Annotated in this window: 29 protein-coding genes and 1 pseudogene; 16 read left to right on the top strand and 14 right to left on the bottom strand. The window is 73.2% G+C overall.

Annotated features, from left to right (window positions below; all coding sequences use genetic code 11):
* Window positions 1-119 precede the first annotated feature (119 nt).
* The gene (locus ASD18_RS03060) at window positions 120-398 is read left to right on the top strand and encodes a zf-TFIIB domain-containing protein (protein ID WP_082573481.1); all 279 of its coding nucleotides are present in this window, start codon (window positions 120-122) and stop codon (window positions 396-398) included.
* A gap of 1 nt (window position 399) precedes the next feature.
* Here ASD18_RS03060 and ASD18_RS03055 read toward each other — a convergent pair whose 3' ends face one another.
* A complete protein-coding gene (locus tag ASD18_RS03055; protein ID WP_056086470.1) occupies window positions 400-2,130 on the bottom strand; it encodes a lipase family protein in 1,731 nt (576 codons plus the stop codon).
* 25 nt (window positions 2,131-2,155) lie between these two features.
* Entirely contained in the window at window positions 2,156-2,515 is a 360-nt protein-coding gene (locus tag ASD18_RS03050) for a hypothetical protein (RefSeq protein ID WP_156387863.1), read from the bottom strand.
* Window positions 2,516-2,676: 161 nt separating this feature from the next.
* Between ASD18_RS03050 and ASD18_RS21815 the strand changes: the two are divergent.
* Together ASD18_RS21815 and ASD18_RS21735 are read left to right on the top strand one after the other, a co-directional pair.
* A pseudogene (locus ASD18_RS21815) lies at window positions 2,677-3,018 on the top strand (serine hydrolase domain-containing protein); the annotation flags it as partial.
* A gap of 59 nt (window positions 3,019-3,077) precedes the next feature.
* Window positions 3,078-3,737: a serine hydrolase domain-containing protein gene (locus ASD18_RS21735; RefSeq protein ID WP_369817276.1), complete on the top strand. Its 660-nt coding sequence runs from the start codon at window positions 3,078-3,080 to the stop codon at window positions 3,735-3,737.
* A gap of 3 nt (window positions 3,738-3,740) precedes the next feature.
* Here the strand turns inward: ASD18_RS21735 and ASD18_RS03040 are convergent, their stop codons facing one another.
* From ASD18_RS03040 to ASD18_RS03020, 5 genes are read right to left on the bottom strand one after another with little or no spacing between them, the layout of a single operon-like run.
* Complete coding sequence (locus ASD18_RS03040; RefSeq protein WP_056086461.1) at window positions 3,741-4,043, bottom strand: hypothetical protein; 303 nt, start codon at window positions 4,041-4,043, stop codon at window positions 3,741-3,743.
* Between the two features lie 2 nt (window positions 4,044-4,045).
* Window positions 4,046-5,959 carry a M3 family metallopeptidase gene (locus tag ASD18_RS03035; RefSeq protein ID WP_056091447.1) on the bottom strand — a complete coding sequence of 638 codons (1,914 nt, stop codon included), beginning with the start codon at window positions 5,957-5,959 and terminating at the stop codon, window positions 4,046-4,048.
* Between the two features lie 28 nt (window positions 5,960-5,987).
* Complete coding sequence (locus tag ASD18_RS03030) at window positions 5,988-6,281, bottom strand: DUF1905 domain-containing protein (protein WP_056086457.1); 294 nt, start codon at window positions 6,279-6,281, stop codon at window positions 5,988-5,990.
* Between the two features lie 56 nt (window positions 6,282-6,337).
* Window positions 6,338-7,162 carry a tryptophan-rich sensory protein gene (locus tag ASD18_RS03025; RefSeq protein WP_056086454.1) on the bottom strand — a complete coding sequence of 275 codons (825 nt, stop codon included), beginning with the start codon at window positions 7,160-7,162 and terminating at the stop codon, window positions 6,338-6,340.
* 43 nt (window positions 7,163-7,205) lie between these two features.
* Window positions 7,206-8,978, bottom strand: a complete 1,773-nt coding sequence (locus tag ASD18_RS03020) for an ABC transporter ATP-binding protein (protein WP_056086451.1) — start codon at window positions 8,976-8,978, stop codon at window positions 7,206-7,208.
* Between the two features lie 74 nt (window positions 8,979-9,052).
* Here ASD18_RS03020 and ASD18_RS03015 point away from each other — a divergent pair, with 74 nt between their 5' ends.
* The 3 genes from ASD18_RS03015 (at window position 9,053) to ASD18_RS03005 (ending at window position 11,758) form a co-directional block, all read left to right on the top strand.
* Complete coding sequence (locus ASD18_RS03015) at window positions 9,053-9,610, top strand: TetR/AcrR family transcriptional regulator (protein WP_056086448.1); 558 nt, start codon at window positions 9,053-9,055, stop codon at window positions 9,608-9,610.
* Window positions 9,611-9,615: 5 nt separating this feature from the next.
* A complete protein-coding gene (locus tag ASD18_RS03010; RefSeq protein ID WP_056086445.1) occupies window positions 9,616-10,110 on the top strand; it encodes an FBP domain-containing protein in 495 nt (164 codons plus the stop codon).
* Window positions 10,111-10,213: 103 nt separating this feature from the next.
* The gene (locus ASD18_RS03005) at window positions 10,214-11,758 is read left to right on the top strand and encodes a M20/M25/M40 family metallo-hydrolase (RefSeq protein ID WP_056086441.1); all 1,545 of its coding nucleotides are present in this window, start codon (window positions 10,214-10,216) and stop codon (window positions 11,756-11,758) included.
* 48 nt (window positions 11,759-11,806) lie between these two features.
* Here ASD18_RS03005 and ASD18_RS03000 read toward each other — a convergent pair whose 3' ends face one another.
* A complete protein-coding gene (locus ASD18_RS03000; RefSeq protein ID WP_056091444.1) occupies window positions 11,807-13,720 on the bottom strand; it encodes a discoidin domain-containing protein in 1,914 nt (637 codons plus the stop codon).
* Between the two features lie 127 nt (window positions 13,721-13,847).
* Between ASD18_RS03000 and ASD18_RS02995 the strand changes: the two genes are divergently transcribed.
* The 3 genes from ASD18_RS02995 to ASD18_RS21730 all read left to right on the top strand — a co-directional run bounded on the left by ASD18_RS02995 (window position 13,848) and on the right by ASD18_RS21730 (window position 16,272).
* A complete protein-coding gene (locus ASD18_RS02995; RefSeq protein ID WP_056086440.1) occupies window positions 13,848-14,849 on the top strand; it encodes a LacI family DNA-binding transcriptional regulator in 1,002 nt (333 codons plus the stop codon).
* Window positions 14,850-14,951: 102 nt separating this feature from the next.
* Window positions 14,952-15,992: a pectinesterase family protein gene (locus ASD18_RS02990; RefSeq protein ID WP_082573478.1), complete on the top strand. Its 1,041-nt coding sequence runs from the start codon at window positions 14,952-14,954 to the stop codon at window positions 15,990-15,992.
* Entirely contained in the window at window positions 15,925-16,272 is a 348-nt protein-coding gene (locus ASD18_RS21730) for a family 43 glycosylhydrolase (protein WP_369817275.1), read from the top strand. The genes ASD18_RS02990 and ASD18_RS21730 overlap by 68 nt, the downstream gene beginning before the upstream one ends.
* Here ASD18_RS21730 and ASD18_RS02985 read toward each other — a convergent pair.
* From ASD18_RS02985 to ASD18_RS02975, 3 genes are read right to left on the bottom strand one after another with little or no spacing between them, the layout of a single operon-like run.
* Window positions 16,160-16,606: a GNAT family N-acetyltransferase gene (locus ASD18_RS02985; RefSeq protein ID WP_056086437.1), complete on the bottom strand. Its 447-nt coding sequence runs from the start codon at window positions 16,604-16,606 to the stop codon at window positions 16,160-16,162. The genes ASD18_RS21730 and ASD18_RS02985 overlap by 113 nt on opposite strands.
* Window positions 16,600-17,145 (bottom strand): GNAT family N-acetyltransferase, encoded by a 546-nt coding sequence (locus ASD18_RS02980; protein ID WP_056086434.1) that lies wholly within the window; start codon window positions 17,143-17,145, stop codon window positions 16,600-16,602. Before ASD18_RS02980 ends, ASD18_RS02985 begins: the two co-directional genes overlap by 7 nt.
* Window positions 17,138-17,872, bottom strand: coding sequence for a bifunctional 2-polyprenyl-6-hydroxyphenol methylase/3-demethylubiquinol 3-O-methyltransferase UbiG (locus tag ASD18_RS02975; RefSeq protein ID WP_056086431.1), 735 nt, complete (start codon window positions 17,870-17,872; stop codon window positions 17,138-17,140). Before ASD18_RS02975 ends, ASD18_RS02980 begins: the two co-directional genes overlap by 8 nt.
* A gap of 64 nt (window positions 17,873-17,936) precedes the next feature.
* Between ASD18_RS02975 and ASD18_RS20655 the strand changes: the two genes are divergently transcribed.
* On the top strand, window positions 17,937-18,872 hold the full coding sequence (locus tag ASD18_RS20655; protein ID WP_082573476.1) for a GNAT family N-acetyltransferase: 936 nt from the start codon (window positions 17,937-17,939) through the stop codon (window positions 18,870-18,872).
* Here the strand turns inward: ASD18_RS20655 and ASD18_RS02965 are convergent, their stop codons facing one another.
* A complete protein-coding gene (locus ASD18_RS02965; RefSeq protein ID WP_235522239.1) occupies window positions 18,873-19,541 on the bottom strand; it encodes a pyridoxal 5'-phosphate synthase in 669 nt (222 codons plus the stop codon).
* Between the two features lie 70 nt (window positions 19,542-19,611).
* Between ASD18_RS02965 and ASD18_RS02960 the strand changes: the two genes are divergently transcribed.
* The 6 genes from ASD18_RS02960 to ASD18_RS02935 all read left to right on the top strand — a co-directional run bounded on the left by ASD18_RS02960 (window position 19,612) and on the right by ASD18_RS02935 (window position 23,473).
* The gene (locus ASD18_RS02960) at window positions 19,612-20,157 is read left to right on the top strand and encodes a PadR family transcriptional regulator (protein ID WP_056086425.1); all 546 of its coding nucleotides are present in this window, start codon (window positions 19,612-19,614) and stop codon (window positions 20,155-20,157) included.
* Between the two features lie 66 nt (window positions 20,158-20,223).
* Complete coding sequence (locus ASD18_RS02955) at window positions 20,224-21,048, top strand: CPBP family intramembrane glutamic endopeptidase (RefSeq protein ID WP_056086423.1); 825 nt, start codon at window positions 20,224-20,226, stop codon at window positions 21,046-21,048.
* Window positions 21,045-21,359 (top strand): hypothetical protein, encoded by a 315-nt coding sequence (locus ASD18_RS02950; RefSeq protein WP_156387862.1) that lies wholly within the window; start codon window positions 21,045-21,047, stop codon window positions 21,357-21,359. The genes ASD18_RS02955 and ASD18_RS02950 overlap by 4 nt, the downstream gene beginning before the upstream one ends.
* A 48-nt stretch (window positions 21,360-21,407) precedes the next feature.
* Window positions 21,408-22,223 (top strand): bifunctional 2-polyprenyl-6-hydroxyphenol methylase/3-demethylubiquinol 3-O-methyltransferase UbiG, encoded by an 816-nt coding sequence (locus ASD18_RS02945; protein WP_056086418.1) that lies wholly within the window; start codon window positions 21,408-21,410, stop codon window positions 22,221-22,223.
* Between the two features lie 63 nt (window positions 22,224-22,286).
* Window positions 22,287-22,667 (top strand): VOC family protein, encoded by a 381-nt coding sequence (locus ASD18_RS02940; protein WP_056086415.1) that lies wholly within the window; start codon window positions 22,287-22,289, stop codon window positions 22,665-22,667.
* Between the two features lie 2 nt (window positions 22,668-22,669).
* Window positions 22,670-23,473: a MerR family transcriptional regulator gene (locus tag ASD18_RS02935; RefSeq protein ID WP_056086413.1), complete on the top strand. Its 804-nt coding sequence runs from the start codon at window positions 22,670-22,672 to the stop codon at window positions 23,471-23,473.
* Here the strand turns inward: ASD18_RS02935 and ASD18_RS02930 are convergent.
* Window positions 23,460-23,915, bottom strand: coding sequence for a nitroreductase family deazaflavin-dependent oxidoreductase (locus ASD18_RS02930; RefSeq protein WP_056086410.1), 456 nt, complete (start codon window positions 23,913-23,915; stop codon window positions 23,460-23,462). The two genes, ASD18_RS02935 and ASD18_RS02930, sit on opposite strands and share 14 nt — an antisense overlap.
* A 4-nt stretch (window positions 23,916-23,919) precedes the next feature.
* Complete coding sequence (locus tag ASD18_RS02925) at window positions 23,920-24,696, bottom strand: DinB family protein (RefSeq protein ID WP_056086407.1); 777 nt, start codon at window positions 24,694-24,696, stop codon at window positions 23,920-23,922.
* Window positions 24,697-24,714 lie beyond the last annotated feature (18 nt).

Here is a 24,714-nt window from a genome sequence, read left to right as displayed (position 1 = left end):
GCGTGCCGGTCATCGGCCGTTGGGCCGCGGCGTCGTCGTCCCTTCGGCCGAGGCACAGGAAACCCTCCGGCCGCCCCGGTCGTTCCACCCTGGACAGCCCCCATCCGGACGGAGACCCCATGACCCCGCTCGTCTGCCCCAAGTGCGGATCCGACATGCGCGCGTACGAGCGCAACGGCGTGACCATCGACCAGTGCACCGGCTGCCGGGGGATCTTCCTGGACCGCGGGGAGCTCGAGCGGCTCACGGACGCCGAGGCCGCGTTCTACGGCTCGCGCACCACGCCGGCGCCGGCACCGAGCCGGTACCCCGAGGACGACCGGTACCGCGGTGACCGCGACGACTCCTACAAGAAGAAGAAGCGCCCGGGCGGTTTCCTGGGCGAGCTGTTCGACTGACTCAGGGGCAGGTGTCCGCGGCCGGCTCGCCCGAGAACCGGTCGGTGGTCCACGCCAGCAGCTCGGGGACCAGCGGGGAGCCCGCCTCGACGAGCGGGACGTGACCGCGGCCGGCGTAGGTGCGGTAGTCGACCGCGTAGCCGGCCGCGCACCGGTCGTCGACGTAAGCGCCCTGGGCGGCCGGCGTCACCAGGGCGTCGTCGGCCCCCTGAGCCACGAGCAGCGGCGCGGCGATGCGTCCGGACGGCACGTTCTGGACCAGGCGGTCGAGGAACACCCCGCTGCTGGGGTCGCCGGACCAGATCGGCCTGTCCAGGGCCAGCGAGGTGAGCACGGAGACGAGGACGCCGGGCTCGGCGAGGCACCGCTGCGCCATCTCGCGCGTGATGATCCGCGCGCCCGGCCGGACCAGCTCGTCGAAGCTCACGTCGGGGTACTCGGCGGTGTAGCCCTCCACCACGTACGACGCGAACAGCTCCCCCGCGGTCACGGTCTCCACGACGTCCACCAGCGCCGGCAGGTTGCTCGCGGGCGCCAGGGCGGCGACCCCGTCGATCTGCAGCTCGGGTGCGTACGTAGGCGCGAGCATCCCCGTCCACAGGGCCGCGTGGCCGCCCTGCGAGTGCCCCCACACGACGGTCTCGTCGGCCAGGTCGACGGCGGAGAGCTGGTGCGCCGCCCGGACCGCGTCGAGCACCGAGCGCCCCTCGCCCTGCCCGATGAGGTAGGGGTGCGGGCCCTCGGTGCCCAGACCGGTGTAGTCGGGGGCGACCATGGCCCAGCCCTGCGCGAGGACGTCGTCCTGCACGAACATCGCGCCGGCGCCCAGCCCGTCGGTCAGCACGGACGGCGCACACCCGCTCGCCACACCCGTCGTCCCGTGCGCCCACGCCACCACCGGGCTCGGCGATGCGGAGTCCGGCGCGACGACCAGTCCGCTGGCGACCGCCGGGCGCCCCTCGTCGCGGGTGGTCGCGTAGAGGATCCGCCACGCCCTGGCGCCGTCGGGGATCTCGTCGCTGGTGAACGGCTCGCTGCGGAGCAGCTGTCCGGGGGCGGACGGGACGTCGTCCGGTGGGTCGTAGAACGCGTCCGGTCGGGGCACGCCACGCTGCACGACCACGCCGGCCAGCACCAGGACGAGCGCCACCAGCGCACCGAGCACCGAGCCGGTCAGCCGCCACCACCCACCGCGAGGACCCGCCCGGCGCGGCCACAGCCGGCCGAGGTCGGCGTCCTGCCCGCGGACACCGGCGACGATCTCGCGCACCCCGACGATCACCAGCCGCACCGCGAAGACGACGGCGACCACCAGCACGGTCACGTCCGGCCAGGCGAGCGCCAGCACACCGAGCACGATCGCCGTGGCACCCCCGACCACCGCGTTGGCGCGGGCCGTGCCGTGCACGCCCCGGGACCGGGCGAGGTCGAGCACGCCGTCGACGATCAGGGCCCCCGCGACCACCAGGGCCAGCACGCGGATCGTCACGCCCGGCCACACCACCACCGCGAGCGCGGCACCCAGGGACACCGAGCCGCGGACCACCGACCACCGGTCGCCGTCCGCCAGCTCGTCGACGCCGAGCACCACCAGCCCGACCACGACGACGACCACCAGCACGGCGAGCGAAGAGAACGGCCGGACCACGAGCACGGCGCCGACCAGCACGGCCACGATCCCGAGAGTCAGTCGCAGCCGGCGTGACACCGAGTGGTCGTCGCGGCGTGGCACGAGCCGAAACTAGCGCCCGGGTCGGTCACTCGTCGCGGGTCGGCCGATCGTCGTCCTCACCGCGGTCGTGCACGGTGACCTCGCCGTCGTCGTGCACGGTCAGGATCGTGGTGGTGCACGCGCCGCCGTCGAACGAGGCGAGCACCGTGCCGTCCTGCGCGGACACGACGATGCCGGTCCCCACGCAGTCGTCGCCGGGCAGGCTCCGACCCGCCCGGGCGGGGAGCTCGACGACCTCGTCGGACCCCTCGAACGTCACCACCACGGGCTGGTCGCTCTCGTTCGTCAGCTCCGCGGCGTCCGGCGGGTGGTCGATGCACCCGGCCGCGGTGGCCGCGAGAGCCACCGCCGTCACCGCCGACGCCAGCGTCCGTCGCACTCGCACGATGCCCCCTGCAGTAGTCCCGTGGACGGCGATCCTGCCCGAGATGGGGTCGGCCCGGGCCCGTCATCCGTCGGAACGCTCCACGAGCGACCGCAATCATCCGATCGGCCCAGTCGGCTGGTGCGCGAGGGCGTGTCGGACCCTCGGGGCACAGTGGGCGGATGGACGTGAGGACGGCGGTCGAGGACCGGGTCGGCTCCGGTGAGGTGCACGGCGCCGCGTGGCTCGTGGACCGGGCAGGGGACGTGAGCACCGGGGCCGCGGGCATCAGCACGACGGACACGATCTTCCGCATCTCGTCGGTGACCAAGCCCGTGGTCGCGGCGCTCGCGATGCAGCTGGTCGACGACGGGCTGCTCCGCCTGGACGACCCCGTGGACAGCCTGCTCCCGGAGCTCGCCGACCGCCGCGTGCTCCGCGATCCCGCCGGCCCGATCGACGACACCGTCCCTGCGGACCGGCCGATCACCGTGCGGGACGTGCTCGAGTTCCGGCTCGGGCTCGGAATGGACTTCGCCGGGCCGTTCCCCGGCACGGTCCTCGGCGCCCGGCGGAGCGCGGGCTGCCGGTCGGTCCGCCCGCCCCGCAGCAGTCACCGGCCCCCGACGAGTGGATGCGGGTGGTGGGGAGCGTCCCGCTCGCGGCGCAGCCGGGCGCCCGCTGGCTGTACAACACGGGCGCCCAGGTGCTCGGCGTCCTCGTGGCGCGCGCGGCGGGTCGGCCGCTGCCGGAGCTCCTGGCCGAGCGGCTCCTGGACCCGCTCGGCATGGTGGACACCGGCTTCCACGTCCCGCCCGATCGCCTGGGCCGGTTCGGCCGGCAGTGGCTGGGGGCCGACGTGTACGACGAGGTGGACGGGCAGTGGGCGCGGCCGCCGGCCTTCCCGGACGCCGCGTCCGGTCTGGTCTCCACGGTGGCGGACCTGCACGCGTTCGCGACGAGCCTGCGGGCAGCTCCGCAGGCGGACATGCTGACCGCGCAGGGCGGCGCGCACGACGAAGAGGGCCGCGAGGGCTGGGGGCTCGGCATCGGCGTGCTCCTCGCCGACCTCCCCGACGGTCGGCACGCCGGCAGCTACGGCTGGGACGGCGGCCTGGGGTCGACGTGGTGGACCGATCCGGTCACCGACACCGTCGCGATCCTGCTGACCACCGACGCGTGGACGTCACCGCAGCCGACGCCCGTGTTCACCGACTTCTGGACGGCGGCCTTCGCGCGGTGACGCTCAGACGAACCGCTCGACGAACGCGATGACCGTCGACTCGTTCCACCCGTCGATGCCCTCGAACACGGCGGTCCGCTCCGGCGAGCTCATCCACACCTGCTCGAGCCGGCGGAACTCGCCCTCGTCCCCCTCGGCGCTGACCGCCCACGTGAACTCCGTGGTCTCCCGGTTCAGGTAGGCCGACTCGACCGTGAACCCGAAAGAGCTCCGTGCGGGCACCAGGCGCGTCGGCCACCAGACGAGGAACTCCTCGACCAGGTGCGGCTTGAGGTTGTAGCGGCGCAGCTGGACGGTGCGGGTCACGGTCAGACCGTCCCCTCGGCCAGCCACGCCTCGAACGCCTCGAACGACGACGGCCGGCCCAGGAACCGCTCGACCAGGTCGGCGGCGTCGGCCGAACCCCCGGGCGCGAGGATCGCGTCGCGGTACCGCCGGCCGACCACCGGGTCCATCAGCCCGTCGGTGAACGCGGTGCGCAGGTCCTTGGCGATCACCAGGCTCCAGAGGTACGTGTAGTAGGCCGACCCGTACCCGTCGAGGTGCCCGAACCCGGCGTACTGGTGGGTCTCCGGGATCGGCGTGTACGGACCGAACCGCGCGTCGACGTCGGCCGTGTACGTGGCCAGGTCGGCCGGGGGATCAGCGTGCAGGCCGTACGACAGTGCCGTGTAGTTGAGCTGGCGGCGGGTCCAGGCGCCGCGGCCGAACGCGTCCGCGCGGCGCATCCGCTCGACCAGTGCAGCGGGGATGGGCTCCCCGGCGGCGTTCGTCGCGAAGGAGCCCAGCACGCCCGCGTCCCAGCCCCACTCCTCGAGCAGCTGGCTCGGCGCCTCGACGAAGTCCCACTCGGTGGCCACGCCGGAGAACATGGCCCACGGCTGGTTGCCGCCGAGCACCTCGTGCACCAGGTGGCCGAGCTCGTGGAAGAACGTCAGGACGTCGTCGTGCTCCATCAGGCCGGTCGGGAAGTTGCACACCAGCGTGCCCTCGGGCAGCGAGCGACCGGCGATGCCCGGCACCAGCGGGAACTGGGCGGCGTGGTTGAACTTGCCCGGCCGCGGGTGCATATCGAGGTACACCCGACCGATCGCGCGGCCGTCGTCGGTGACGTCGTACACCTCGACGTCCTCGTGCCACGTCGGCGCCTCGACCCGCTGCAGGGCGATCCCGAACAGCCGGGACACCACGTCCAGCACGCCCGGCTTCACGGCCTCGTAGCGGAAGTACTCGCGGACCTCGCGGGAGTCCACGTCGTACTGCTCGTTCTTGATGATCTGGTCGTAGTACAGGTTGTCGGCCGCGGTGACCGCCGTGGCGCCGGGCACGTCCTGGCGGTACCGCGCGAGCATCACGTCCACGTCGTGCGCGGCGTGCTCGGCGGTGAGACCGTCCAGCCGCTCGACCAGGTCCGCGATGGCGCTGCCGGAGCCGATCATCTTGACCTCGGCGTCGTACGTGGGCCAGTCCGGGTAGCCCAGCAGGGTGGCGCGCTCGGCGCGCAGCTGGAGCAGCTCCGCGAGCACCTGCTCGTTGGCGGGCCAGCCGATGCGCTGGTGCTCGGTGGTCAGGGCGAGCCGCACCGACGGGTCGGTCGCGTACGTGCGGACCGGCAGCAGGTCGGGGTACTCGGTGGTGAGCGTGACCAGTCCGTCCTCGTCGGCCGGGTGCTCCGCGCGGAAGTCCTCGGGCAGCCCGTCCAGCTGCTCGGGCCGCACCCGGATGCTGCGCACGCCGTCACGGATGTTCCGGGAGAACTCCAGGCCCAGCTCGGTGCACCGCTGCGCGAGCGCGCGCAGCCGGTCCCGGTCCTCCGACGAGCGGTCCACGCCGGCGCGGCGGAAGTCGCGCAGCACCCGGTCCCGCACCCGCACGGCGCCCGGCTCGAGCCCGTCCGGGTCGGTCGCGGCGAGCACCTGCCACAGCTCGTGGTCCAGCCCGAGCTCGGTGACCAGGTCCTCGGCCGCCTGCGCCCGCTCCTCCGCGGCCGCGCGCAGGTCGGCGTCGGGGTGCACCTCGGCCAGCAGGTGTGCCGCGGACGACGCCGTCCCGATCGCGATGTCGGAGTCGTTCCACAGGTCGAGCACCTCGGCGGACGTCCGCGGCGAGCCGTCCTTCAGGCGCGCGACGAGGGCGCGGGCGTGGTCGAGGCGGGCGTCGACCGTGGTGGCCAGGAAGTCCGGCCAGGCAGCGGCGTCGGTGGGGAAGCTGGTCGTCGGCATGCGCCCGACGATATCCGCGCGCGACGCCTCAGCGGGGCCCACCCAGGAGCAGCCGTACCGTGACGGTGTCGCCGACGTCGAGGACCTCCGCCTTGCGCACCATGTCCTTGACCGGCACCAGGTAGCGACCGTCCTTCGGGAACAGGGACGTCTCCCACTCGGTGTCGTCGATGCGCGCGAGCACGGGGATCACCCCCCACCCGTAGCTGACCTGCGAGGACACCGCCTTGATCGCCGCGCTCTCGGCCTCGGGGACAGGGACGTAGTGGAACGGCGACGGGCCGCGCCAGTAGATGATCTCGCCGCTGAACTCCAGCTCCATCGGACCAGCGTCCCCTGTGCGGGCCACCGACGCGAGAGGGTGGTCCGTCGCGGGCGTCAGCGCCGGCGGGCCGCGACCGACGTGACGACGGGGGCCAGCAGCGCGACGGCGGCTGCGACGAACGCGGCCGTCGCCACCGTCTGGTCCACCACCGGGCCGGTGGTGCGTCCGAGTCCGATCCAGGTCAGCCCCCACGCCATCGCCAGCCCGATCGGCACGATCACCGACGGCCGCGTCCGGCCGACCACCGCGTACGCGACCGACAGCGCCGCCGCGGCGGCGAGCACGATCACCGACCACGCCGTCGCGCCCAGGCCGAGCTCCCCGGCACCCGCGTCGGCCAGGAAGGCGGCGATGTTGGCGAGCGTCGCGACGCTGACCCAGCCGAGGTAGAGGCCGACGGTGGTGTCGGTGATCACGGAGGTGGCCGCGCCGGTGTGGGCGATCCGGACGAGCCGCACGAAGATCACCGCGAGGACGGCCAGCAGCACGCCGATCACCACGACGCTGCCGCCCACCGAGCCCGCCTGAACGACCCCGATCCACAGCGCGTTGAGCAGCATGGACGCCAGCACCCACCACGAGACGGCACGCAGCCGCGGGTCGGCGCCCTGGCGCGGCAGTGCCTGGACGACCGCGAAGACGCCGAGGCCGAGGTAGATGAGGGACCAGATCGAGAACGCCGGGGAGTCGGGGGCCAGCGGTGTGGCCGTCGCGGACAGGGCACCTCCGGCGGCCTCCGCGATCGGCTGGCCGCCGAACGCGCCGGAACCCACGGCTGCGCCGGCGATCGCGACGACCGCCCCGAGCAGGACCGTGACTTGGCGGACCCGGTCGCGGGTGGTGGCGGGGGCGTCGACGAGAGTGCTCTGGGTCTCCATGCGTCCAGCGTGCCAAAACTCAGCATGCTGAGCATCTTGAGGGCTACACGCCGACGCTCTCGCGGCCCGGCAGCTCCACCCCGATGCGCAGCGCCTCGACGAGGTCGCGGTACAGCGCGTCGGTCGCCAGCAGCTCCTCGTGCGTGCCGCGGGCCCGGACCGCGCCGTCCTCCATCACGAGGATCGTGTCGGCGTCGAGCACCGTGGACAGCCGGTGCGCGACCGTCACGACCGCCCCGCGCGACGCCAGGTCCCGGATGCAGTCGTGGATCGCCGACTCCGTGAGGCCGTCCACCTGGGCGGTCGCCTCGTCGAGCAGCAGCACGTCCGGCGCCTTGAGGATCGCCCGGGCCAGGGCGATGCGCTGCCGCTGGCCGCCGGAGACGGACGTCGAGGTCAGCGACGTGTCCAGCCCCTCGGGGAGCGCGTCGAACGCCCCGTCCAGCCGGACCGCCGCGAGCACCCGGTCCAGCTCCTCGTCCGTGGCGTCGGGCGCGCTGAACACCAGGTTGTCGCGGATCGAGCCGGGCACGATCGGCGTCTCCTGCTCCACGTAGGCGAACCGCTCGCGCAGCCGGTCGTGCCCGATCTCGGCGAACGGGCGGCCGTCCAGCAGCAGCTCGCCGGACTGCGGCTCGAGGAAGCGCAGCAGCAGGGAGAACACCGTCGTCTTGCCGGCACCCGACGGGCCGACGAGCGCGGTGTGGCCCCGGCGCGGCACCGTGATCGAGATGTCCCGCACCGCCGGCTCCGCGTCCGGGCCGTACGCGGCGGTCACGTTCCGCAGCTCGATCACCGGCGTCGCATCGTCGGGGACGCCCTCGCGCGGGGTGGAGGCCACGGGCTGCTCGCTGTCCATGTCGGTGACCTCCCGGATGCGTGCGGCGGCCGCGATGCCCGACTGCAGCTGCGTGAAGGCCTGGGTCAGCTCGGTGATCGGTCCGACGATGTTGAACGCGTAGAGCAGGAACGCCACCAGGCTGGACACCGCCAGCAGGTCCTCCGACACGCGCCACGCACCGAGCCCGAGGATCACCACGATGGCCAGCTGGATCCCGCCCCACGAGATGGTCCAGGCGACGGCGGTCGTCCGTACCGCGCGCACCGAGTGGTCCTTGGCGTCGCGCGCGTCCGCCAGGATCCGCTCGCCCTGCCGTTCCTCGGCGCGGCTCGACTTCACGGTCCGGACCGCCCGCAGCGTCCCCTCGAGCGTGCCGCCGAGCCGTCCGACCGACTCCTGCGCCGCCTGCTGCGAGCTCGCGATCCCGGGCAGCAGCAGCGCCATGAGGATGCCGACGACGATGATCGCGCCGATGGTCGTGGCCAGGAGCACCAGGTCGAGCACGGCCATGAGGATCAGGGTGCCGACGAGGGCCACGACGCCGTTGACCAGGCTCACCAGGCTCGACGACGCCGCCTCGCGCAGCAGGAGCGTGTCCGAGGTGGTGCGCGTGACCAGCTCACCGACGGGGCGCCGCGTCACGGCCGGGACCGTGGCGCGCAGGAACCGCCGGACCAGGGTCTCGCGCGCGTCGAGCACGATCCGCTCGGCCACCGTGCCCATGAGGATCCACTGCGCGAGCCCGATCGCCGAGCCGAGCACGAGGATCACCAGCAGCAGCGCGACCGGCTGCGCGAGGCTGACCCCCGTCGACAGCGAGTCGAGGACCCACTTGGTCACCATCGGCGTCGCCAGGCCCATGGCGGTGGCCGCGAGGCTGAGCACGAGGCCCAGGAGCAGTGCGCGGCGGTGCGGTCGCGCGAAGCCGAGGAGGATGCGGAGCTTCTCGCCGCGCGGAGGTTCGGAGTCCGTCATTCCTCCAGTGGAACATTGATGTTCCATAGAGGTCAACAGTGTTCCGTGGTGGAACGTGCTGGTACTTTTGGGGGATGACGGTCGAGCTCGAGACGGGTACGCGGATCCGGACCCGCAAGGCGATCCTCGACGCTGCGGTCCGGGTCCTCGCCCAGGAGCCCGGCGCGAGCCTCGGCCAGATCGCCGACGCCGCCGACGTCGGCCGGACCACCCTGCACCGGTACTTCCCCGACCGCGCCGACCTGCTCGCCGCGGTGACGCAGGAGGCCGGCCACCGGCTGGGCGAGGCAGCGGTCCGGGCGCGGCTCGACGAGGGTCCGGGCCTCGACGCCCTGCTCCGCGCGTGCCAGACCTGCCTGACGCTGGGCGACCTGCTCACCCTGCTGTTCACCGAGACGATCTCGCTCGAGGCCTGCGGCGACGAGGACGGGTTCTCCCGGGCGCTCGACGACGCGATCGCGCGGGGCCTCGCCGACGGCACGCTCGACCCGCGGCTCAGCCCCGCCTGGTTGCAGGGCACCCTGTGGTCGTCGCTCTACCTTGCCTGGAGCGAGCTGCGTGAGGGCACGACGCCCCCGCACGACGTCGTCGGCCAGCTCCTGCTCACGGTGCGCAAGGCGCTGTCGGCCTGAGCCCCGTGGACCCCCTGACCGAGAAGCAGATCCGCGCGTCCTTCGTGAACTGCTCGCGCCGCGAGGCCGCCCAGCTGACCCTCCCCGCCGACCTGTCGGAGCTGCGCTGGGACCGCCTCGACTACCTCGGCTGGATCGACCGCAAGGCACCCCTGCGCGCGTACGTGGTCCTGCCCGTCGCGGACGCCCACGTCGGGATCGCCCTGCGCTCGCCCGAGGTCGCCGGCAAGCGCCGGCGGGCCGTGTGTGCGTGGTGCGAGGACGTCTACGCGACCGATGACGTCTCGATGTACGTGGCCCGTCGCGCCGGCGCCCCCGGTCGCAACGGCGACACCATCGGCACCCTGATCTGCACGACCTTCGGATGCTCGACCAACGTCCGGCGCACACCCACGATCATCGAGGCGGGCGACGACCCCGCGGGCGTCGTCGCCCGACGCATCGAGGGCCTGCGCGAGCGGTCGGCCCGGTTCGCCGACGAGGTGCTCCGGGCGATCTGAGTCTTCCCCCGGGTGCCCGATCTGTGCTGGTGTGGGGTCGGCCGGCAGGGGGTCGGCCCCGGCGTGGCCCACGGGCTGCGCCGACACGTGAGGAGGCCCGTCCGTGGCGCCACGTCGAACACTGGTCGCACTCGTCTCGTCCGTCACCATCGTCGCCGCCGGGGCCCTCGCGTCCCCGGCGGCGGCGCACGGTCGGGGGACGCCCGAGGAGAAGTTCGCGCAGAAGGTCACCACCCGCAACGTCCTGGGGCACCTCGAGGCCCTGCAGAAGATCGCCGATCAGAACGGCGGCAACCGAGCCGCCCTCACGCCCGGTTACGAGGCGAGTGCGCGCTACGTCGAGCGCACCCTGAAGAAGGCCGGCTACCGCACGGAGCGGGACCCGTTCACGTTCGAGGTCGAGGAGGTCGACACCGCGACCTTCACCCAGAACGCCCCGAGCGCCGCGAGCTACGACGTCGACCAGATGGCGTTCTCGCCGAACTCGCCGACCGGGGGCGTCACCCAGGAGCTGGTGACGTCCGGCGTGGATCCGCTCGGCTGCGCTGCCGGCTCGTGGGCGGGCGGCACGGTCGCCGGCAAGATCGCCCTGGTCGGCCGTGGCACCTGCAGCTTCGCGATCAAGGCGACGACCGCCGCGGCCGCCGGCGCGGTCGGCGTCGTGGTCTACAACAACGTGGCCGACGTGCAGCTGAACGGCACGCTCGGCGCCGAGGGCCTCGTCGCCATCCCGGTCGCGGGCATCAAGCAGGCCGACGGGCAGGCGCTGGCGGCAGCGGTCGCCGCCGGTCCCGTGAACGTCACGCTCGACGTCTCGCTCCACTTCAACACCGAGGAGTCGTTCAACGTGATCGCCGAGACCCGTCAGGGTCGCGACGACAACGTCGTGATGCTCGGCGCGCACCTCGACGGCGTCGAGGAGGGACCGGGGATCAACGACAACGGCACCGGGTCGGCCGCGATCCTCGAGGTCGCCGTCCAGCTGGCCAAGTCCCACACCCGGCACCACAACACCGTGCGGTTCGCGTGGTGGGGCGCCGAGGAGCTCGGTCTCGAGGGCTCGGCTGCGTACGTGGCGGAGCTCAAGGAGCAGCCGGGCGAGCTCGAGCGCATCGCCACGTACCTCAACTACGACATGGTCGGCTCGCCCAACTTCATCATCGGCGTGTACGACGCGGACGAGTCCACCTATCCCGCACCGGTCGTCGTCCCTGAGGGCTCCGAGGCGACGGAGGACGTGCTGACGGAGTGGTTCGACGCCACCGGCCAGCCGTGGGTGGACACCCAGTTCTCCGGCCGGTCCGACTACCAGGCGTTCATCCTCAACGGCGTCCCGGCGTCGGGCCTCTTCACGGGTGCCGACGGATCGAAGACCGCGGCCGAGGTCGCCCTCTTCGGCGGCACGGTCGGCATCCCGTACGACCCGAACTACCACCAGGCGGGCGACACCCTGTCGAACGTGAACCGGGACGCGCTCGGCATCATGACCAAGGCGATCGCCGCGTCGACCTACAGCCTCGCGTGGGACACAGAGGCGATCAACGGCGTCACGGGTCCCGGCGACGGTCACACGGGGCCCGGCCACGGCCACGGCCCGGGCAAGCACGGCGACCTCCCGGACCGCGTCACCCTGGATCGCGCCTCCTGACGTCCGGGTGGCGCGCACGCCTCCTGCGTGCGCGCCACCCCGCCGTCGTCAGCGGTACAGGCGGACGTCCGCGAGGCTCCACCAGTTCCCGGCGGTCGCCGTCGAGGTGATCCGCAGGTACCGGGCGAGGGTCGGCTGGACCGACACGGTCGTCAGCTGGCCGGTCGCCTGTCCCTCGTCGACGGTGCGCCACCGGCGACCGTCCAGGCTGACCTCGACCCGGTAGCCCTGGGCGAAGTCACCGAGGTTGTCGCCGGAGTCGACGGCGACCTGCCGGAACAGGGTCGGTCGGCCGAGGTCCACGGTCAGCGACTGACCGGGCACCTGCGCGGCTCCGCTGGACCAGCGGGTCGAGGCGTCACCGTCGACGACCAGGCCGGCGTCGGCCGAGGCGAGCGACGCGGTCGCCGTGGCACCCGAGAGGTCGAGCTGGCGCGGGACGTCCCGGAGCGCCCGGGAGGCCGGCCAGGTGAACGTCGCCAGCGCACCGCCGGGCAGCGTGTACTCGAACGACCGGTCACCGACCGCCACCGCGAAGCTGCGCGGGTCGTCGTTCTCGTTGTGCACGACCAGGGCGGTCGACCCGTCCGGGTTCCGGAACGCGACGTCCATGATCTGACCGTTCCAGCCGGTGGTGCCGAAGCTGGTGGACGCGATGCGCTGGGCACCGGGCCGGACGAACTTCGCCAGGTGTCCGATCGTGTAGTACTCGGCGTCGGTGCGGACCGTGCCGTCGTCGGCGACGGTCAGCAGGCCGGTGCAGGTGCCGCAGCCGCCCAGGTGCGGGGTGCCGTCCTCGCGCAGGGCGATGTTCCAGTTGACCACCGACTGCGCCCAGTTGCGGGTGGTGCCGATGGCGATCGTCCGTGCGTGCCAGGTGAGCGTGCCGCGGAAGATCTGCTCCGGGGTGTCCGTCGGGCCGTGCGAGCCGGAGCACTCGGTGAACCAGATGCCCTTGGTGGGGAACGCGTCGTGCAGCGCGGACTGGTCGCTCGGGTTGCCGTAGTAGCAGTGGTACGCGGTGCCGGCGATCCACCTGGCGGCCGGCCCGGAGAGCAGCTGGTACGGGTAGTCGGTGGCGGGGTCCTCACCGGGAGGGGTGTTCGCCGCGTCGTTGGGGTGCGTCGCCCAGTTGTGGTCGTAGCCGAGGATCTGGGTCCGCGGGCTCGCCTTCTTGAGCAGCGGACCGAGCGCGAGGATGACCTTCTCCTGCTGCGCGACCGGCATGTCCGTGCCCGGGTAGGCGTCCGGCGTGCGGTTCTGCGGCTCGTTCTGGACCGAGAGGAAGTCGATCGGGACGCCCGCGCGGGTGTACGCCTGGACGAACTTCACGAGATACCGGGCGTAGGCGTCGTAGATCGCGGGGTCGTCCTTGAGCCGGCCGCCGACGAGCGAGTCGGTGGTCTTCATCCAGGCCGGCGGGCTCCACGGCGTGGCCATGACCTTGAGCGCCGGGTTCAGGCGCTTGGCCTCGCGCAGCAACGGCAGGATCTGCGCCTCGTCGTGCGCGATCGAGAAGTGCTCCAGCGGGAAGTCGGTCTGCCCCGGCGCCACGTCGTCGAACGTGTAGTGCTCCGCCTCCGCGGTGAAGTCGGACGAGCCGACCGGCTGGCGCAGGAAGCTGACGCCGATGCCGGCGCGCGGGTCGAACAGGGACCGCATCGCCTCGTCGCGCGCGGCGGCCGGGAGCGCGGAGAGCAGGCTCGCCGACGAGTCGGTGATCGACGCCCCGAAGCCGTCCATCGTCTGGAACCGCTGGTTGGGGTCCACCTCGATCGTGGTCAGGTCGCTGCCGCCGCGCTCGAAGGCCACGGGGTCCCGCTGCTGCAGGAGCTCCGCGCGGTCGGGCGTCGTCACCCAGACCTGCGCCTGCGGAGCCTCTCGGTCACCCGCCGACGCCGGTCCCGCGAGCCCGACCACCAAGGATCCGACCGCCAGCAGGGACAGGGCTGTTCGTCTCATCGTGTGCTCCTCGCCGAGCGGCTTGTCCACGGCGGCGCTGCCATGAAACACTCTGTAACACTTCGCTCGTATCGGACATACCGTGTCCCTACAGGCCTACCTTGTCAATGAAACGGGATGTAACGCGATGGCCCAGAGCAGCGTGCGGCAGATCGCCGCGGACTGCGGGGTGTCGATCGCGACGGTCTCGCGCGTCCTGAACGGGCACACCAACGTCGCCCCGGACACCCGCGCCCGCGTCGAGGCCGCCATCGCCGCGCGGGCCCCCGCCGTGCTGGTGCCGCGCCGGAGCGCGGTCCCCCGCACCGGACCGGTCTTCGTCCGCTGCCCCTACCTGTTGAGCGACTACTTCGGCCTGATCGTCTCGGCGGTCACCGAGACCCTGCGCCTGCAGGACCGGGTGGTCCACCTCGATGCCGGCGAGTCGTCCCAGGCCGGCCACCCGCTGGCCACCCTGTCGAGCACGGCCGCCGGGGCGATCCTCGTCCTGCCGCCGGAGGACCCCGCGGAGCTCCTCGCCCTGCGCCGACGGGGGTTCCCGTTCGTCGTCGTCGACCCGCGCACCCGGCCGGGCCCGGACATCGCGTCGGTGTCCGCCGCGCACGTCACCGGAGCCCGCCGCGTCACCGCCCACCTGCTCGAGCTGGGGCACCGTCGCATCGGCGTGATCGCCGGGCCGCAGGAGTGGCTGGCGGGCAGCGACCGGCTCGCCGGCCATCACGCGGCGATGGGCCAGGCGGGGATCCTGTCCGACCCGACGCTGATCCGGCTGGTGCCGCCGACCCTCGAGGAGGGGTTCGAGGCCGCCGGTCACCTGCTGGACCTGCCGGACAGGCCGACCGCGCTCGTCTGCTTCAACGACAAGATCGCGGTGGGCGCGCTCCGGGCCGCCCAGGCGCGTGGGCTCGCCGTCCCGCAGGACCTGTCGATCACGGGTTTCGACGACATCGACATCAGCCGCGCCACCACGCCGGAGCTCACCACCGCGCGGCAGCCGCTCGAGGAGATGGGCCGCACGGCGGTCGCCCTGCTGAGCCGGCTGATGAACCGGGACAAGGTCGAGGCGCTGCACATGGAGCTGGCCACCGAGCTGGTGGTGCGCGGCTCCACGGGCCGCCCGCCCTCTTGACGTCCCTCGATCGGCTCCCCTAGCGTCGTCCCGCCGCCGGGCAAGCGCTTTCTCACAGGGGTTGAGATGCACGTACGACGACGTACAGGCCTGTTTCTCGTCATGTTCACTGTGCTCGGCGTCGCGCTCAGCGGGTTCGCCGGCGCCGCCGCCGCCCACGAGGGCCGGGGTCCCGACGCCACGGTCGCGCTCGACGGCCACGGGGACTTCGCCAGCGTCCAGGCGGCCATCGACGCCGCACCCGCGGGTGCCACCGAGCCGTGGGTCATCGCCGTGCGGCCTGGCCTGTACCGCGAGCTGGTCAGGGTGCCCGCCACCAAGCCGTTCCTCACGCTCGTCGGCACCGGCCGGCACGCGCAGGACGTCGTCATCGCGTACGACAACGCCAACGGCACACCCAAGCCCGACGGCTCCGGTCCCTACGGCACGTCGGGCAGCGCGAGCGTGACGCTGGACGGCGCCGACTTCACGGCCCGGAACCTCACGTTCGCCAACCTGTTCGACGAGGCCGCGCACCCGGAGATCACCAACCGGCAGGCCGTCGCGGTCCTCACGCGCGCGGACCGGCTGGTGTTCGACCGCGTCCGGTTCCTCGGCAACCAGGACACCCTGTACGTGAACAGCTCGGCGGCCACCGTCGTCGCGCGCGCGTACTTCCGCGACTGCTACGTGGAGGGAGACGTCGACTTCATCTTCGGCCGCGCCACCGCGGTGTTCGACGGCGGACAGGTCCACTCGCTGACCCGCGGCTCGACCACGAACAACGGCTACGTGACCGCACCGAGCACCATGATCGACAACCCCTACGGGTTCCTGTTCACGCGGGTGCGGTTCACGAGCGACGCCCCTGCCGGCACGGTGTTCCTCGGTCGGCCGTGGCACCCGAGCAACGACCCGAACGCGATCGGGCAGGTGCTGATCCGCGACTCCTGGATCGGGGACCACGTCGGCGCGGTGGCGTGGGCCGACTTCTCCGGCGGCTGGTCCTGGCGCGACGCCCGGTTCGCCGAGCACCACAACCGCGGACCCGGCGCGCTGGTGACGGACGACCGTCCGCAGCTCGACCGCTCCGCGGCTGCCGCGTTCACGGTCCGCGCCTACCTCGCCGGGGCGGACGGCTGGTCCCCGCGGGGATCACACTGAGCCGCATGCCGCGGCGATCCGCAACCCAGTCCTCCCGGGGTCGCATCCCGACCCCTCGATCGCCCGGGTCGGAGCCGAGTACTACGTGGCGAGGTCGACCTTCGAGTGGGGTCGCCAACTGTGCCTGTGGGCCCGGGACCTGGCGGGCGCCTACCACCCGGCCACGTTCACGGAGGTGTCTTGCCAGCCCGCGCAGGTTCGGTCGCGGTGGTGGTCGTGTGCCGCGTGGCCAGGAAGCGCTCGACGCCGGGGTACTTCTCGCCCAGAGACTCGACGCTGACCCCGCAGGACCGGTAGAAGCCGACCGAGTCCGCGTCGGTCTCGGCTTCGAGGGCCTCCAGCCCGAGCTGCTCGGTCACCTCGTCCACCAGCGCCCGTCCGAAACCCCGGCCGCGGAAGGGCTCGGCGACCGCCATCGCTCGCAGTTTGCCGCACTCCGCGTCCACGGACACGCACGCTGCGGCCACCACGTCGTCGGACCAGAGCGCGGTGACCGCCACCGAGCGATCGAGCAGGCGCCCCGCCGCGTCGGCGGTCCCGACGGCGTCGGCAATCAGGGCTGCCACGGCACCCCGGCGCTCCCCGGGGACGGGACCCACGACGACGGTCAGCACCCTGCATCGATCCGCGAGTAGACGAGGGCGTCCGACCGACGCGTGCCCACCTCCCGGAAGCTGCGCAGGCGGCCCTCGAGCTCGAACCCGCAGCGCTCCAGGGTTCGTCGGGACCCGATGTTCTCGGGGTCCACCCAGGCCTCGACCCGCGCGAACCCGGCCGGGCCGAGTGCCCAGTCAGTGGCCAGTGAGACCGCTCGCCACGCGAAGCCGAGTCTCCGCTCGCCCGGCACCACCCAGTACCCGATCCCCGCGACGCCGGGCTGAGGGCGCACCTGGACGATCACCAGACCGGCCGCCCCATCCGTGCGGGTGCTCGTGATCGCGAGCGACACGCCCTGCCCGCTCGTCAGCCGCTCGTGCTGGCGGTTGACGAAGGCCAGCCCTTCTTCCGGCGTGTACTCGGGCGGGACCGTCGTGCCGCCGAGGATGTCCTGGGCGGTCGACGCCCGCTCGACGCACGACACGTCGCGCTCGGCCCAGGGGCGCAGCCGGACCGTGCCGTCGTCCAGCGGGTCCGGGTAGGTGAGGTCACGCACGCCGGTACACCGAGACGTGCGACCGCGACTCGGCGGTGAACTCCGACCCGGACCAGTCGGCGTGCCGGCTCTCCAGCTCCAACCCGGCCAGCTGCGCCATGAGGTCCAGCTCCGACGGCCAGATGTACCGGTGCGGCGTCCGGCCGAGGGTGGCCTGGCGGCCCTCGTCGAACCGGAAGTGGTGCGAGACCACCCGCTGGTGCAGGACGTCGTAGGTGTCGAGGCCGATGTACCCCGGCTCGCTGAGCCACACGGTGGCCTCCACACCGGGCGGGAGCTTGCGCAGCTCGGGGACCCAGAGCTCGATCACGAAGGAGCCGCCGGGAGCGAGGTGCCGGGCGGCGTTGCGGAAGCACGCCACCTGCGCCTTCTGCGTGAGCAGGTTGGCGATCGTGTTGAACACGAGGTAGACGAGGCTGAACTCGCCCGGCGCCGTCGCGGTCGCCATGTCGCCGAGGACCACCGGGATCGTGTCCTCGTCGACCTTGGTCCGCAGCTGCCCGACCATGTGCGGCGACAGCTCGATGCCGACCACGGGCACGCCGCGCTCCGCCAGAGGAACGGCGACCCTGCCGGTACCGACGGCGAGCTCGAGGGCGCGGCCGCCGTCCGCGAGCGCGACGAGCCGGTCCACGGTCGGCCCGAGCACCTCGGGCGCGAACATGCCGGTGCCGGGGGTGTCGTAGCGGCGGGCGGTCTCGGCGTCCCAGAGCAGGTCAGGGTCCATCCCGCCGACGATGGCAGCGGTGGTCCGCCCTCGTCCATGACATTGAGCCCCCTACGATGCCGCGATGGATCGTGCAGAGCTCATCGCGTACGTGCGCGCCCAGGGCGACGGCGTCGTGTCGTCGCTCGGCCCGGACGGATCGCCGCAGGCGGCTTACCTCCCGATCACCGCGACCGACCGCGCGGAGCTGGTGTTCGACGCGCGGGCGACGTCGCGCAAGATCGCGAACCTCCGTCGGAACCCGGGGGTCGCGGTGGTCGTCGGGGGTCGCGACGGCACCACGCTGCAGTGCGAGGGCGTCGCCGACCTCCCCGCGGGCGCAGCACGAGACCTGTGCGCTCGGGCGTACCTCGACGCGTTCCCGCAGTTCGAGGCCTCGCTGTCGGACGACGGCGTGGTGCTCGTACGGGTCCGGCTGACCTGGGCGCGGTACGGCGACTACCGGCCGGGGTTCTCGTCCTCCGCCGAGGTGCCCCTGGTCGTCGTCCGACGCATCCGGGCCGACGAGTGGGCGCTCGCCCGTGCGCTGCGCCTGGACGCGCTCCGTGACGCGGCCGCCGGCATCGCGTTCCTCGAGACCTACGAGCGTGCGACGGCGGAGCCCGACGAGTTCTTCCAGGACCGCGCAGCTCGTGCGGCCGCGGGGGACGACGTCGCCCAGCTCGTCGCCGTCGACGGCGAGACCTGGGCCGGCTCCGTGACGGTGATCGTCCAGCGCGCGGGCTCGGTCGACTACCACGGCGTGCCCGTCGAGCGCAGCCGCGCGGTCGTCGTCGGCGTCTACGTGCGGCCGGAGCACCGCGGCGACGGACTCATCGACCGGCTGCTGGACTCGGCCGCGCAGTGGGCGCGTGACCAGGGCTTCGACGAGCTGAGCCTGGGGGTCCACCGCGACAACGCGCGGGCACAGGGCGCCTATCGACGCGCCGGCTTCGTGCCGTCCGGCGTCACGTTCACCGGCTCGATCGGCCCCGAGCTCGAGATGGTGCGGCCGCTCTGATCAGGGCTGTCGCCGGTGCACGGTCCAGGCGTCCGCCACGTCCAGGCCCCCGTCGGCCGCGCGCGTGAACACGAGCCGGTCGTGCAGCCGGTCGCGGCGACCCGCCCAGAGCTCGACCTCGTCGCAGTCGATCCGCCAACCGCCCCAGCCGTCCGGCACCGGTACGTCGTCCGGTGAGCCGGTGTCCGGGTAGAGGGCCGCGTACCGCTCGTAGGCCGCGACCAGCGCCGCCCGGTCGGCGATCGGCTGCGACTGCTCCGACGCCCACGCACTGATCCGTGAACCCCACGGCCGGGAGGTGAAGTAGGCGGCGATCTCGTCGCGCCCGACGGGCAACGCCCGCCCGCGGAACCGGACCGCCCGGTACATGGCCGGCCAGGTGAGCGAGGCAGCCATCCCGCCGGTGGCACCGATCTCGCGGCTCTTCGTCGAGCCGAGGTCGGTGACGAACCCGGGACCACGCCCGTCGAGGAACCGCATGAGGACGGTGCGGACGTTGGGGAGGCCGTCGGCGTCGACCGTCGCGACGGAGAGGGCGACGGGCTCGACGACGTCGCCCCGGTCGGCCTGCCTCGTCTCCGCCTCGGCTACCCACCTGCGCACCTGCTCCAGCGGCGTCGCCGCCAGCTGGTCCTCGCTGAGACCCTCGCCTGAGTACTCGCTCCGCACGACGCGACAGTACGCTGGACAATCGATAGAGGACTTGTCCTATAGGTGACATGTCCTCTATGGTCGCTGCATGTCCTTGAAGCACGCCGTCCTCGGGTTCCTGTCGATCGCCCCGATGTCCGGCTACGACCTGCGCAAGCACATGGAGGAGTCGGTCGCGCACTTCTGGCCGGCCGACCAGGCGCAGATCTACCGCACCCTCGGCCACCTGGCCGCGGACGGGCTGGTCTCGGTGACGACGATCCCGCAGGAGGGCAAGCCCGACCGTCGCGAGCACGCGATCACCGAGGCGGGGCTGGCGGAGCTCGACGACTGGCTCGCGTCCCCGGTCGAGTACGTGCCGTCGCGCGAGGTGTTCCTGGTGCGGCTGTTCTTCGTCGGCCGGCTCGGCGTCGACCGCGTCCGAACCGTCCTGCAGGAGCGGGCCGACGAGGCGCGCGAGCTGGCGGCCGTCCTCGAGCAGACGCGGGACGCCAGCGAGCGGGCGGTCGCCGCGGCCGGCATCACGCTCGACCTGGAGATGCGACTGCGCCTCGCCACGCTGGCGAACGGGCTCGCGCACGCACGCGCGGAGCTCGACTGGACCCAGGACCTGCTCGCTGAGCTGACCGACTGAGCCACCCGCACCCCCACCGACCGCCGCCCGGCGGCCGGGCGATGCCCCACGCCCGAAGGAGCTGCCATGACCGCCATCGACATAGCACCTGCCCGCCTCGCGAGCCGCCGCGGGGTCGCGATCTACGCCGTCGGCGTGCTCGCTCTGTCCGCGCTCGGCGGGCTGGTCATGGCCGCGTCGGACGACCCCGGCACGAGCGCGGGCGCCCTCCTGTTCGTGCTGAGCCCGATGCTCCTTGCCGTCGGGCTGCGCACGATCGGCCGGGAGGGCTGGGCCGACGCCGGCCTCCGCCTCGGCCGCGAGCGCGGCTGGTACGCCGTCGCGCTCCTGCTGTTCCCCGTGCTCTTCGCCGTCCCGATCGCGCTCGGCGCGCTCACGGGCGACGTGCACGTGGCACCCGGCGCCGGGCCGCGGTTCGCCGCGCTCTTCGCGACGGGCTTCCTCGCCCGCCTGACGTTCGCCGCGTTCGAGGAGCTCGGCTGGCGCGGGTACCTGGAACCGCGGCTCGCCGCACTCGGCGTGCCCGCGCTGCGGCGGCACCTCGCCGTCGGCGTCCTGTGGGCCGTCTGGCACGTGCCGTACATCGTCGCGTTCGGCGACGGCTACACCGACCTGCCCCTGGCGGCGCAGCTCCCGCTGTTCACCGTGGCAGTCCTCGCGATGGCCGTGATCTGGGGCGTCGCCCGCGACCGCACCGGGAGCGTCTGGCCCGCGGTGCTCGGGCACGGGATGGCCAACGCGGTCGCGTTCCCGCTGCTGGCGGCCGACGTCGTCGTCATCGACAGCCCGCTGCTCCACTCAGCGCGTCCGGAGGGGCTCGTGGTCCTGCCGCTGCTGGTGCTCACGGCGGTCGTCGTGTTCCGACGGTGGGGCAGTACCGTCCGGGCATGACGCGACGCTTTCCCTGGGCCGAGGTGCTCGGCTGGACCGCCCTGGTGCTGGCCGGCATCGCTGCGGTCGGCGTCGTGGTCGCGGCGAGCGCGGCGATCCAGGCAGCCCGCGACCCGCAGTCCTGGGGCGACCTCGTGGCGGCGGTCCTGGTCGTGTACGCGCTCGTCCCGTCCGTGCTCGCGCTGGTCGTCGCGATCGCGCAGGCACGACGCGGGTGGGCGCCCCGATGGCGGACCCGGACCACGTTCGTCCTGGCCGCGCTCGCGCCGGTCGCGGCGGCCGTGCTCGCGGTCGGCGCCCTCGTCGGCTGAGGGGAAATCCCGGTGCTGCGGCCGGCGGGGCGCCCGTAGGTTGTCGCGATGGAGCAGCCCCCGATCCACGAGCACTACGAGACCGCGTACGACGAGGACCAGCGCCTGCGTCAGGGCCTCGGCCGGCTGGAGCTCGCGCGCGTGCAGGAGATCGTCCGTCGCCACCTGCGCCCCTCCTCGCGCGTGCTGGACGTCGGCGGGGCCACCGGCGTGCACGCGGAGTGGCTGCTGGCCGACGGGCACACCGTGCGTCTGGTCGACCTGCTGCCCGGTCACGTGGCGCGGGCGGGCGAGAACCTCGGGTGGCACGACCGGTTCACCGCGTCCGTCGGCGACGCCCGCGCGCTCGACCTGCCCGACGCGTCGGCCGACGCCGTGCTGCTGCTCGGCCCGCTCTACCACCTGACCGAGCGCGCCGATCGGCTGGCGGCGTGGCGGGAGGCGCGGCGCGTCGTCGTGCCGGGCGGGGTGGTGATCGCGATGGCGATCTCCCGGTTCGCGTCGCTGTTCGACGGGCTCGCGCAGTCCTACCTGTTCGACCCCGCGTTCCGGGCGATCGTCGCGCAGGACCTGGCGACCGGGGTCCACGAGAACCCGACCGGCGACCCCCGCTGGTTCACGACCGCGTACTTCCACCGCCCGGAGGAGCTGGGCGCCGAGGCGACCGAGTCAGGTCTGGAGGTCACGGAGACGGTGGGCGTCGAAGGGCTCGCACACTGGATCCGGGCGATCGCGCCGGCGCTCGACCACGCGGCCGACCGCGAGGTGGTGCTCGACTCCGCGCGGGTGATCGAGGCGGAGCCCAGCCTGCTCGGGCTCAGCTCGCACCTGATCACCGTCGCGACCCGCTTGCACCTCACGTGACGTGAGGGCCTAGCGTCGGGCGCAGCGGCGACGACGAGGCGCCGCGCGAGTCGAGGAGGCACCATGACGACCCTGGTCCCGTACCTGACCGTGCACGACGCGGCAGCCGCGATCGCGTTTTACGGCGCCGCGTTCGGTGCGCAGGAGACCGGCGAGCGCGACGAGGGGGACGGCCGGATCGGGTTCGTGGAGCTCCGCGTCGGCGAGGTCGCGTTCTACCTGTCCGACGAGTTCCACGACTACGGCGCCTACGCCCCGGCCACGCTCGGGCACAGCACGTCCGCGATGGTGCTCGGGGTGGACGACGTCGACGCCGTCTACGCGGCCGCCGTCGCCGCCGGCGCGACCGCCGACCGGGAGCCCTCCGACCAGGGCGACGAGAAGCGCGGCTGGCTGGTTGACCCGTTCGGTCACCGCTGGGCGATCCACTCGTCCGCGCGCTGACCATGGACGGTGCGTCCTGGCGGGTGGGCGAGCTCGCGGAGGTCTCCGGCCTGACCGTGCGGACGCTGCACCACTACGACGACATCGGGCTGCTGACCCCGGAGCGCACCGCCGCCGGCCACCGCGTCTACCGCCGCGAGCAGGTGGAGCGGCTCTACCGGATCAGCGTGCTGCGACGGTTCGGCGCCTCGCTCGACGACATCGCGACCGCCCTGGACGATCCGACGTGGAGCCTCGACGGAGCCCTGCGCAGCCACCTGGCGTCCCTCGAGGACCAGGTGCTCCGGATGGAACGGCTGCTGCACCGGCTGACCGACGCCCGCGCGGACGAGCCGATCGAGCGCGCGGACGAGGACGTGTGCCGGCGCCTGCTCGCCGTGCTGGAGGACACCGCCGTCACCGCCATCGAGCCGCTGCGCCGGGTCGCGGTCCTCGTCTACGCCGACCTGGAGGCCGCGCACCGGCACCTCGTCGAGGTCTTCGGGCTGGAACCCGGACCGCTGCACCGCGCGGACGACGGGGTCGTCGTGCACGCCGAGGTCCGCACCGCCGACGGCGTCGTCATGCTCCACCGGGTGGCGCCGGAGTGGGGGCTCGCGTCACCGGCCGCGCTCGGCGCCGCGACCGGGATGCTCGTCGTCACCGTGCAGGACGTCGACGCGCACCACGCGGCCGTCGTCGCGCGCGGCGGCACGATCAGCTTCCCGCCGGCCGACCAGCCCTACGGGGTGCGCGAGTACGGGGCGCTCGGTCCGGAGGGGGAGCCGTGGTCGTTCTGGGCGCCTCTGCGGCTCAGGCCGGAGTGAGCTCGAACACCGGATGGTCCGCGACGTCCGCGACGAACGCGTCCACGGGGTCGGTCCGGTCGGCGGAGAAGTAGGCGCGCGTCGCCGAGGCGACCTGGACATAGCGGTGCAGGACCGGTGCGGCCTCCTGCGGGTCGGTCACCTCCCGCACGGCGTAGGTGCGCACGTCGCGACGCCGAGCCAGCTGCACGTGTCCGGCCGCGCGGGCGTTGTGCACCCAGGCCACGGCGCCGTACGGCGCGACGAGCCACCGCCGCCCGTCCTGGTCCACCGGGGTGACCGGCACCTTCCGAGCCAGCCCGGTGGTGCGGCCGCGGGTGATCAGCATCCAGGTGTACGGGACGAGCCCGGCCCGCACCAGCGGGAGCATCACCCGGTTCCCGACCGAGCGCCACCGACCCGGCGAGTACGTGCGCCGAGGACGAGGACCTGCTCCGCTCACGTCGTCAGTATCCGCCGCGAGCCTCCAGCACGGCCAGGTCGCGCTCGGCGTACCTGCGGTGCCACCACTCCTCGTTGAGCACGACGAGGAGGCAGTCGCGGACCGGGAAGGTGGCACTCTCGTCGGGCCACCCCGGACCCACGAGCGGCTCGGTCATGCGGTCCAGCTGCTGGTCGGTCAGGTCGTCGACGACCCCGCGCACCACCGCCATCGCGTCGAGGCGCAGCGCGAGCGCCTCGTCGAGCGACGGTCGCGCGTCCCGGTCCCGCGGCACGCCCGGCCGCGGCCGCATCTGGTCCCACGGGAGCGAGAGCGGGTGCCACGGGCTCGGGTCGCCGAGGATCCCGCGCGCCACCCACGACTCCGACGCGAAGGCCAGGTGCCGCAGGGTCTGGATGAACGACCACTCCTCCGCCACCGACTCGTGCAGCAGCTCCGCGGGCAGCCGGCGTGCGCGGTCGACCGTGGTGGCCCAGAGCCGCTCGTTGACGTCCCACGCCTGCCGGAACCCGTCCGCGGTGGTCGGGCGGAACAGCGGCTTCTCGGGGTGCCGCCGGTCCAGCTCGGCCTCCACCAGCGGGGCGACGTCGATGCCGTTGATGACGAGGTTCTGGACCTCGCCGTCGATGGTGGTGTCCGTGAGCTCGACACCGCGCATCACGACCCCGTGGAACCCGACGAAGCGGAACGTGGAGCCGGTGAGGTCCACCGTCGTGAACCGCGATCCCTGCAGGTCGGCGTCCTGGAACTGCGAGCCGCGCAGGTCGGAGAGGTCGCTCATACCGGTCAGGCTAGGACC

The sequence above is a fragment of the Cellulomonas sp. Root137 genome (assembly GCF_001426725.1).
In the GTDB taxonomy this organism is placed as follows: domain Bacteria; phylum Actinomycetota; class Actinomycetes; order Actinomycetales; family Cellulomonadaceae; genus Cellulomonas.
Note: the sequence above shows the minus strand (reverse complement) of the source record. Positions and strands in the feature narration are given on the sequence as shown.

Bases quoted from the DNA above. Each gene is read 5' to 3' on its own strand.
- ASD18_RS03060 (WP_082573481.1), top strand. From the start codon at position 120: ATGACCCCGCTCGTCTGCCCCAAGTGCGGATCCGACATGCGCGCGTAC.
- ASD18_RS03035 (WP_056091447.1), bottom strand. From the start codon at position 5,959: ATGCCGACGACCAGCTTCCCCACCGACGCCGCTGCCTGGCCGGACTTC.
- ASD18_RS03030 (WP_056086457.1), bottom strand. From the start codon at position 6,281: ATGGAGCTGGAGTTCAGCGGCGAGATCATCTACTGGCGCGGCCCGTCG.
- ASD18_RS03025 (WP_056086454.1), bottom strand. From the start codon at position 7,162: ATGGAGACCCAGAGCACTCTCGTCGACGCCCCCGCCACCACCCGCGAC.
- ASD18_RS03020 (WP_056086451.1), bottom strand. From the start codon at position 8,978: ATGACGGACTCCGAACCTCCGCGCGGCGAGAAGCTCCGCATCCTCCTC.
- ASD18_RS03015 (WP_056086448.1), top strand. From the start codon at position 9,053: ATGACGGTCGAGCTCGAGACGGGTACGCGGATCCGGACCCGCAAGGCG.
- ASD18_RS03000 (WP_056091444.1), bottom strand. From the start codon at position 13,720: ATGAGACGAACAGCCCTGTCCCTGCTGGCGGTCGGATCCTTGGTGGTC.
- ASD18_RS02995 (WP_056086440.1), top strand. From the start codon at position 13,848: ATGGCCCAGAGCAGCGTGCGGCAGATCGCCGCGGACTGCGGGGTGTCG.
- ASD18_RS02990 (WP_082573478.1), top strand. From the start codon at position 14,952: ATGTTCACTGTGCTCGGCGTCGCGCTCAGCGGGTTCGCCGGCGCCGCC.
- ASD18_RS02975 (WP_056086431.1), bottom strand. From the start codon at position 17,872: ATGGACCCTGACCTGCTCTGGGACGCCGAGACCGCCCGCCGCTACGAC.
- ASD18_RS20655 (WP_082573476.1), top strand. From the start codon at position 17,937: ATGGATCGTGCAGAGCTCATCGCGTACGTGCGCGCCCAGGGCGACGGC.
- ASD18_RS02960 (WP_056086425.1), top strand. From the start codon at position 19,612: ATGTCCTTGAAGCACGCCGTCCTCGGGTTCCTGTCGATCGCCCCGATG.
- ASD18_RS02955 (WP_056086423.1), top strand. From the start codon at position 20,224: ATGACCGCCATCGACATAGCACCTGCCCGCCTCGCGAGCCGCCGCGGG.
- ASD18_RS02950 (WP_156387862.1), top strand. From the start codon at position 21,045: ATGACGCGACGCTTTCCCTGGGCCGAGGTGCTCGGCTGGACCGCCCTG.
- ASD18_RS02945 (WP_056086418.1), top strand. From the start codon at position 21,408: ATGGAGCAGCCCCCGATCCACGAGCACTACGAGACCGCGTACGACGAG.
- ASD18_RS02940 (WP_056086415.1), top strand. From the start codon at position 22,287: ATGACGACCCTGGTCCCGTACCTGACCGTGCACGACGCGGCAGCCGCG.
- ASD18_RS02935 (WP_056086413.1), top strand. From the start codon at position 22,670: ATGGACGGTGCGTCCTGGCGGGTGGGCGAGCTCGCGGAGGTCTCCGGC.
- ASD18_RS02925 (WP_056086407.1), bottom strand. From the start codon at position 24,696: ATGAGCGACCTCTCCGACCTGCGCGGCTCGCAGTTCCAGGACGCCGAC.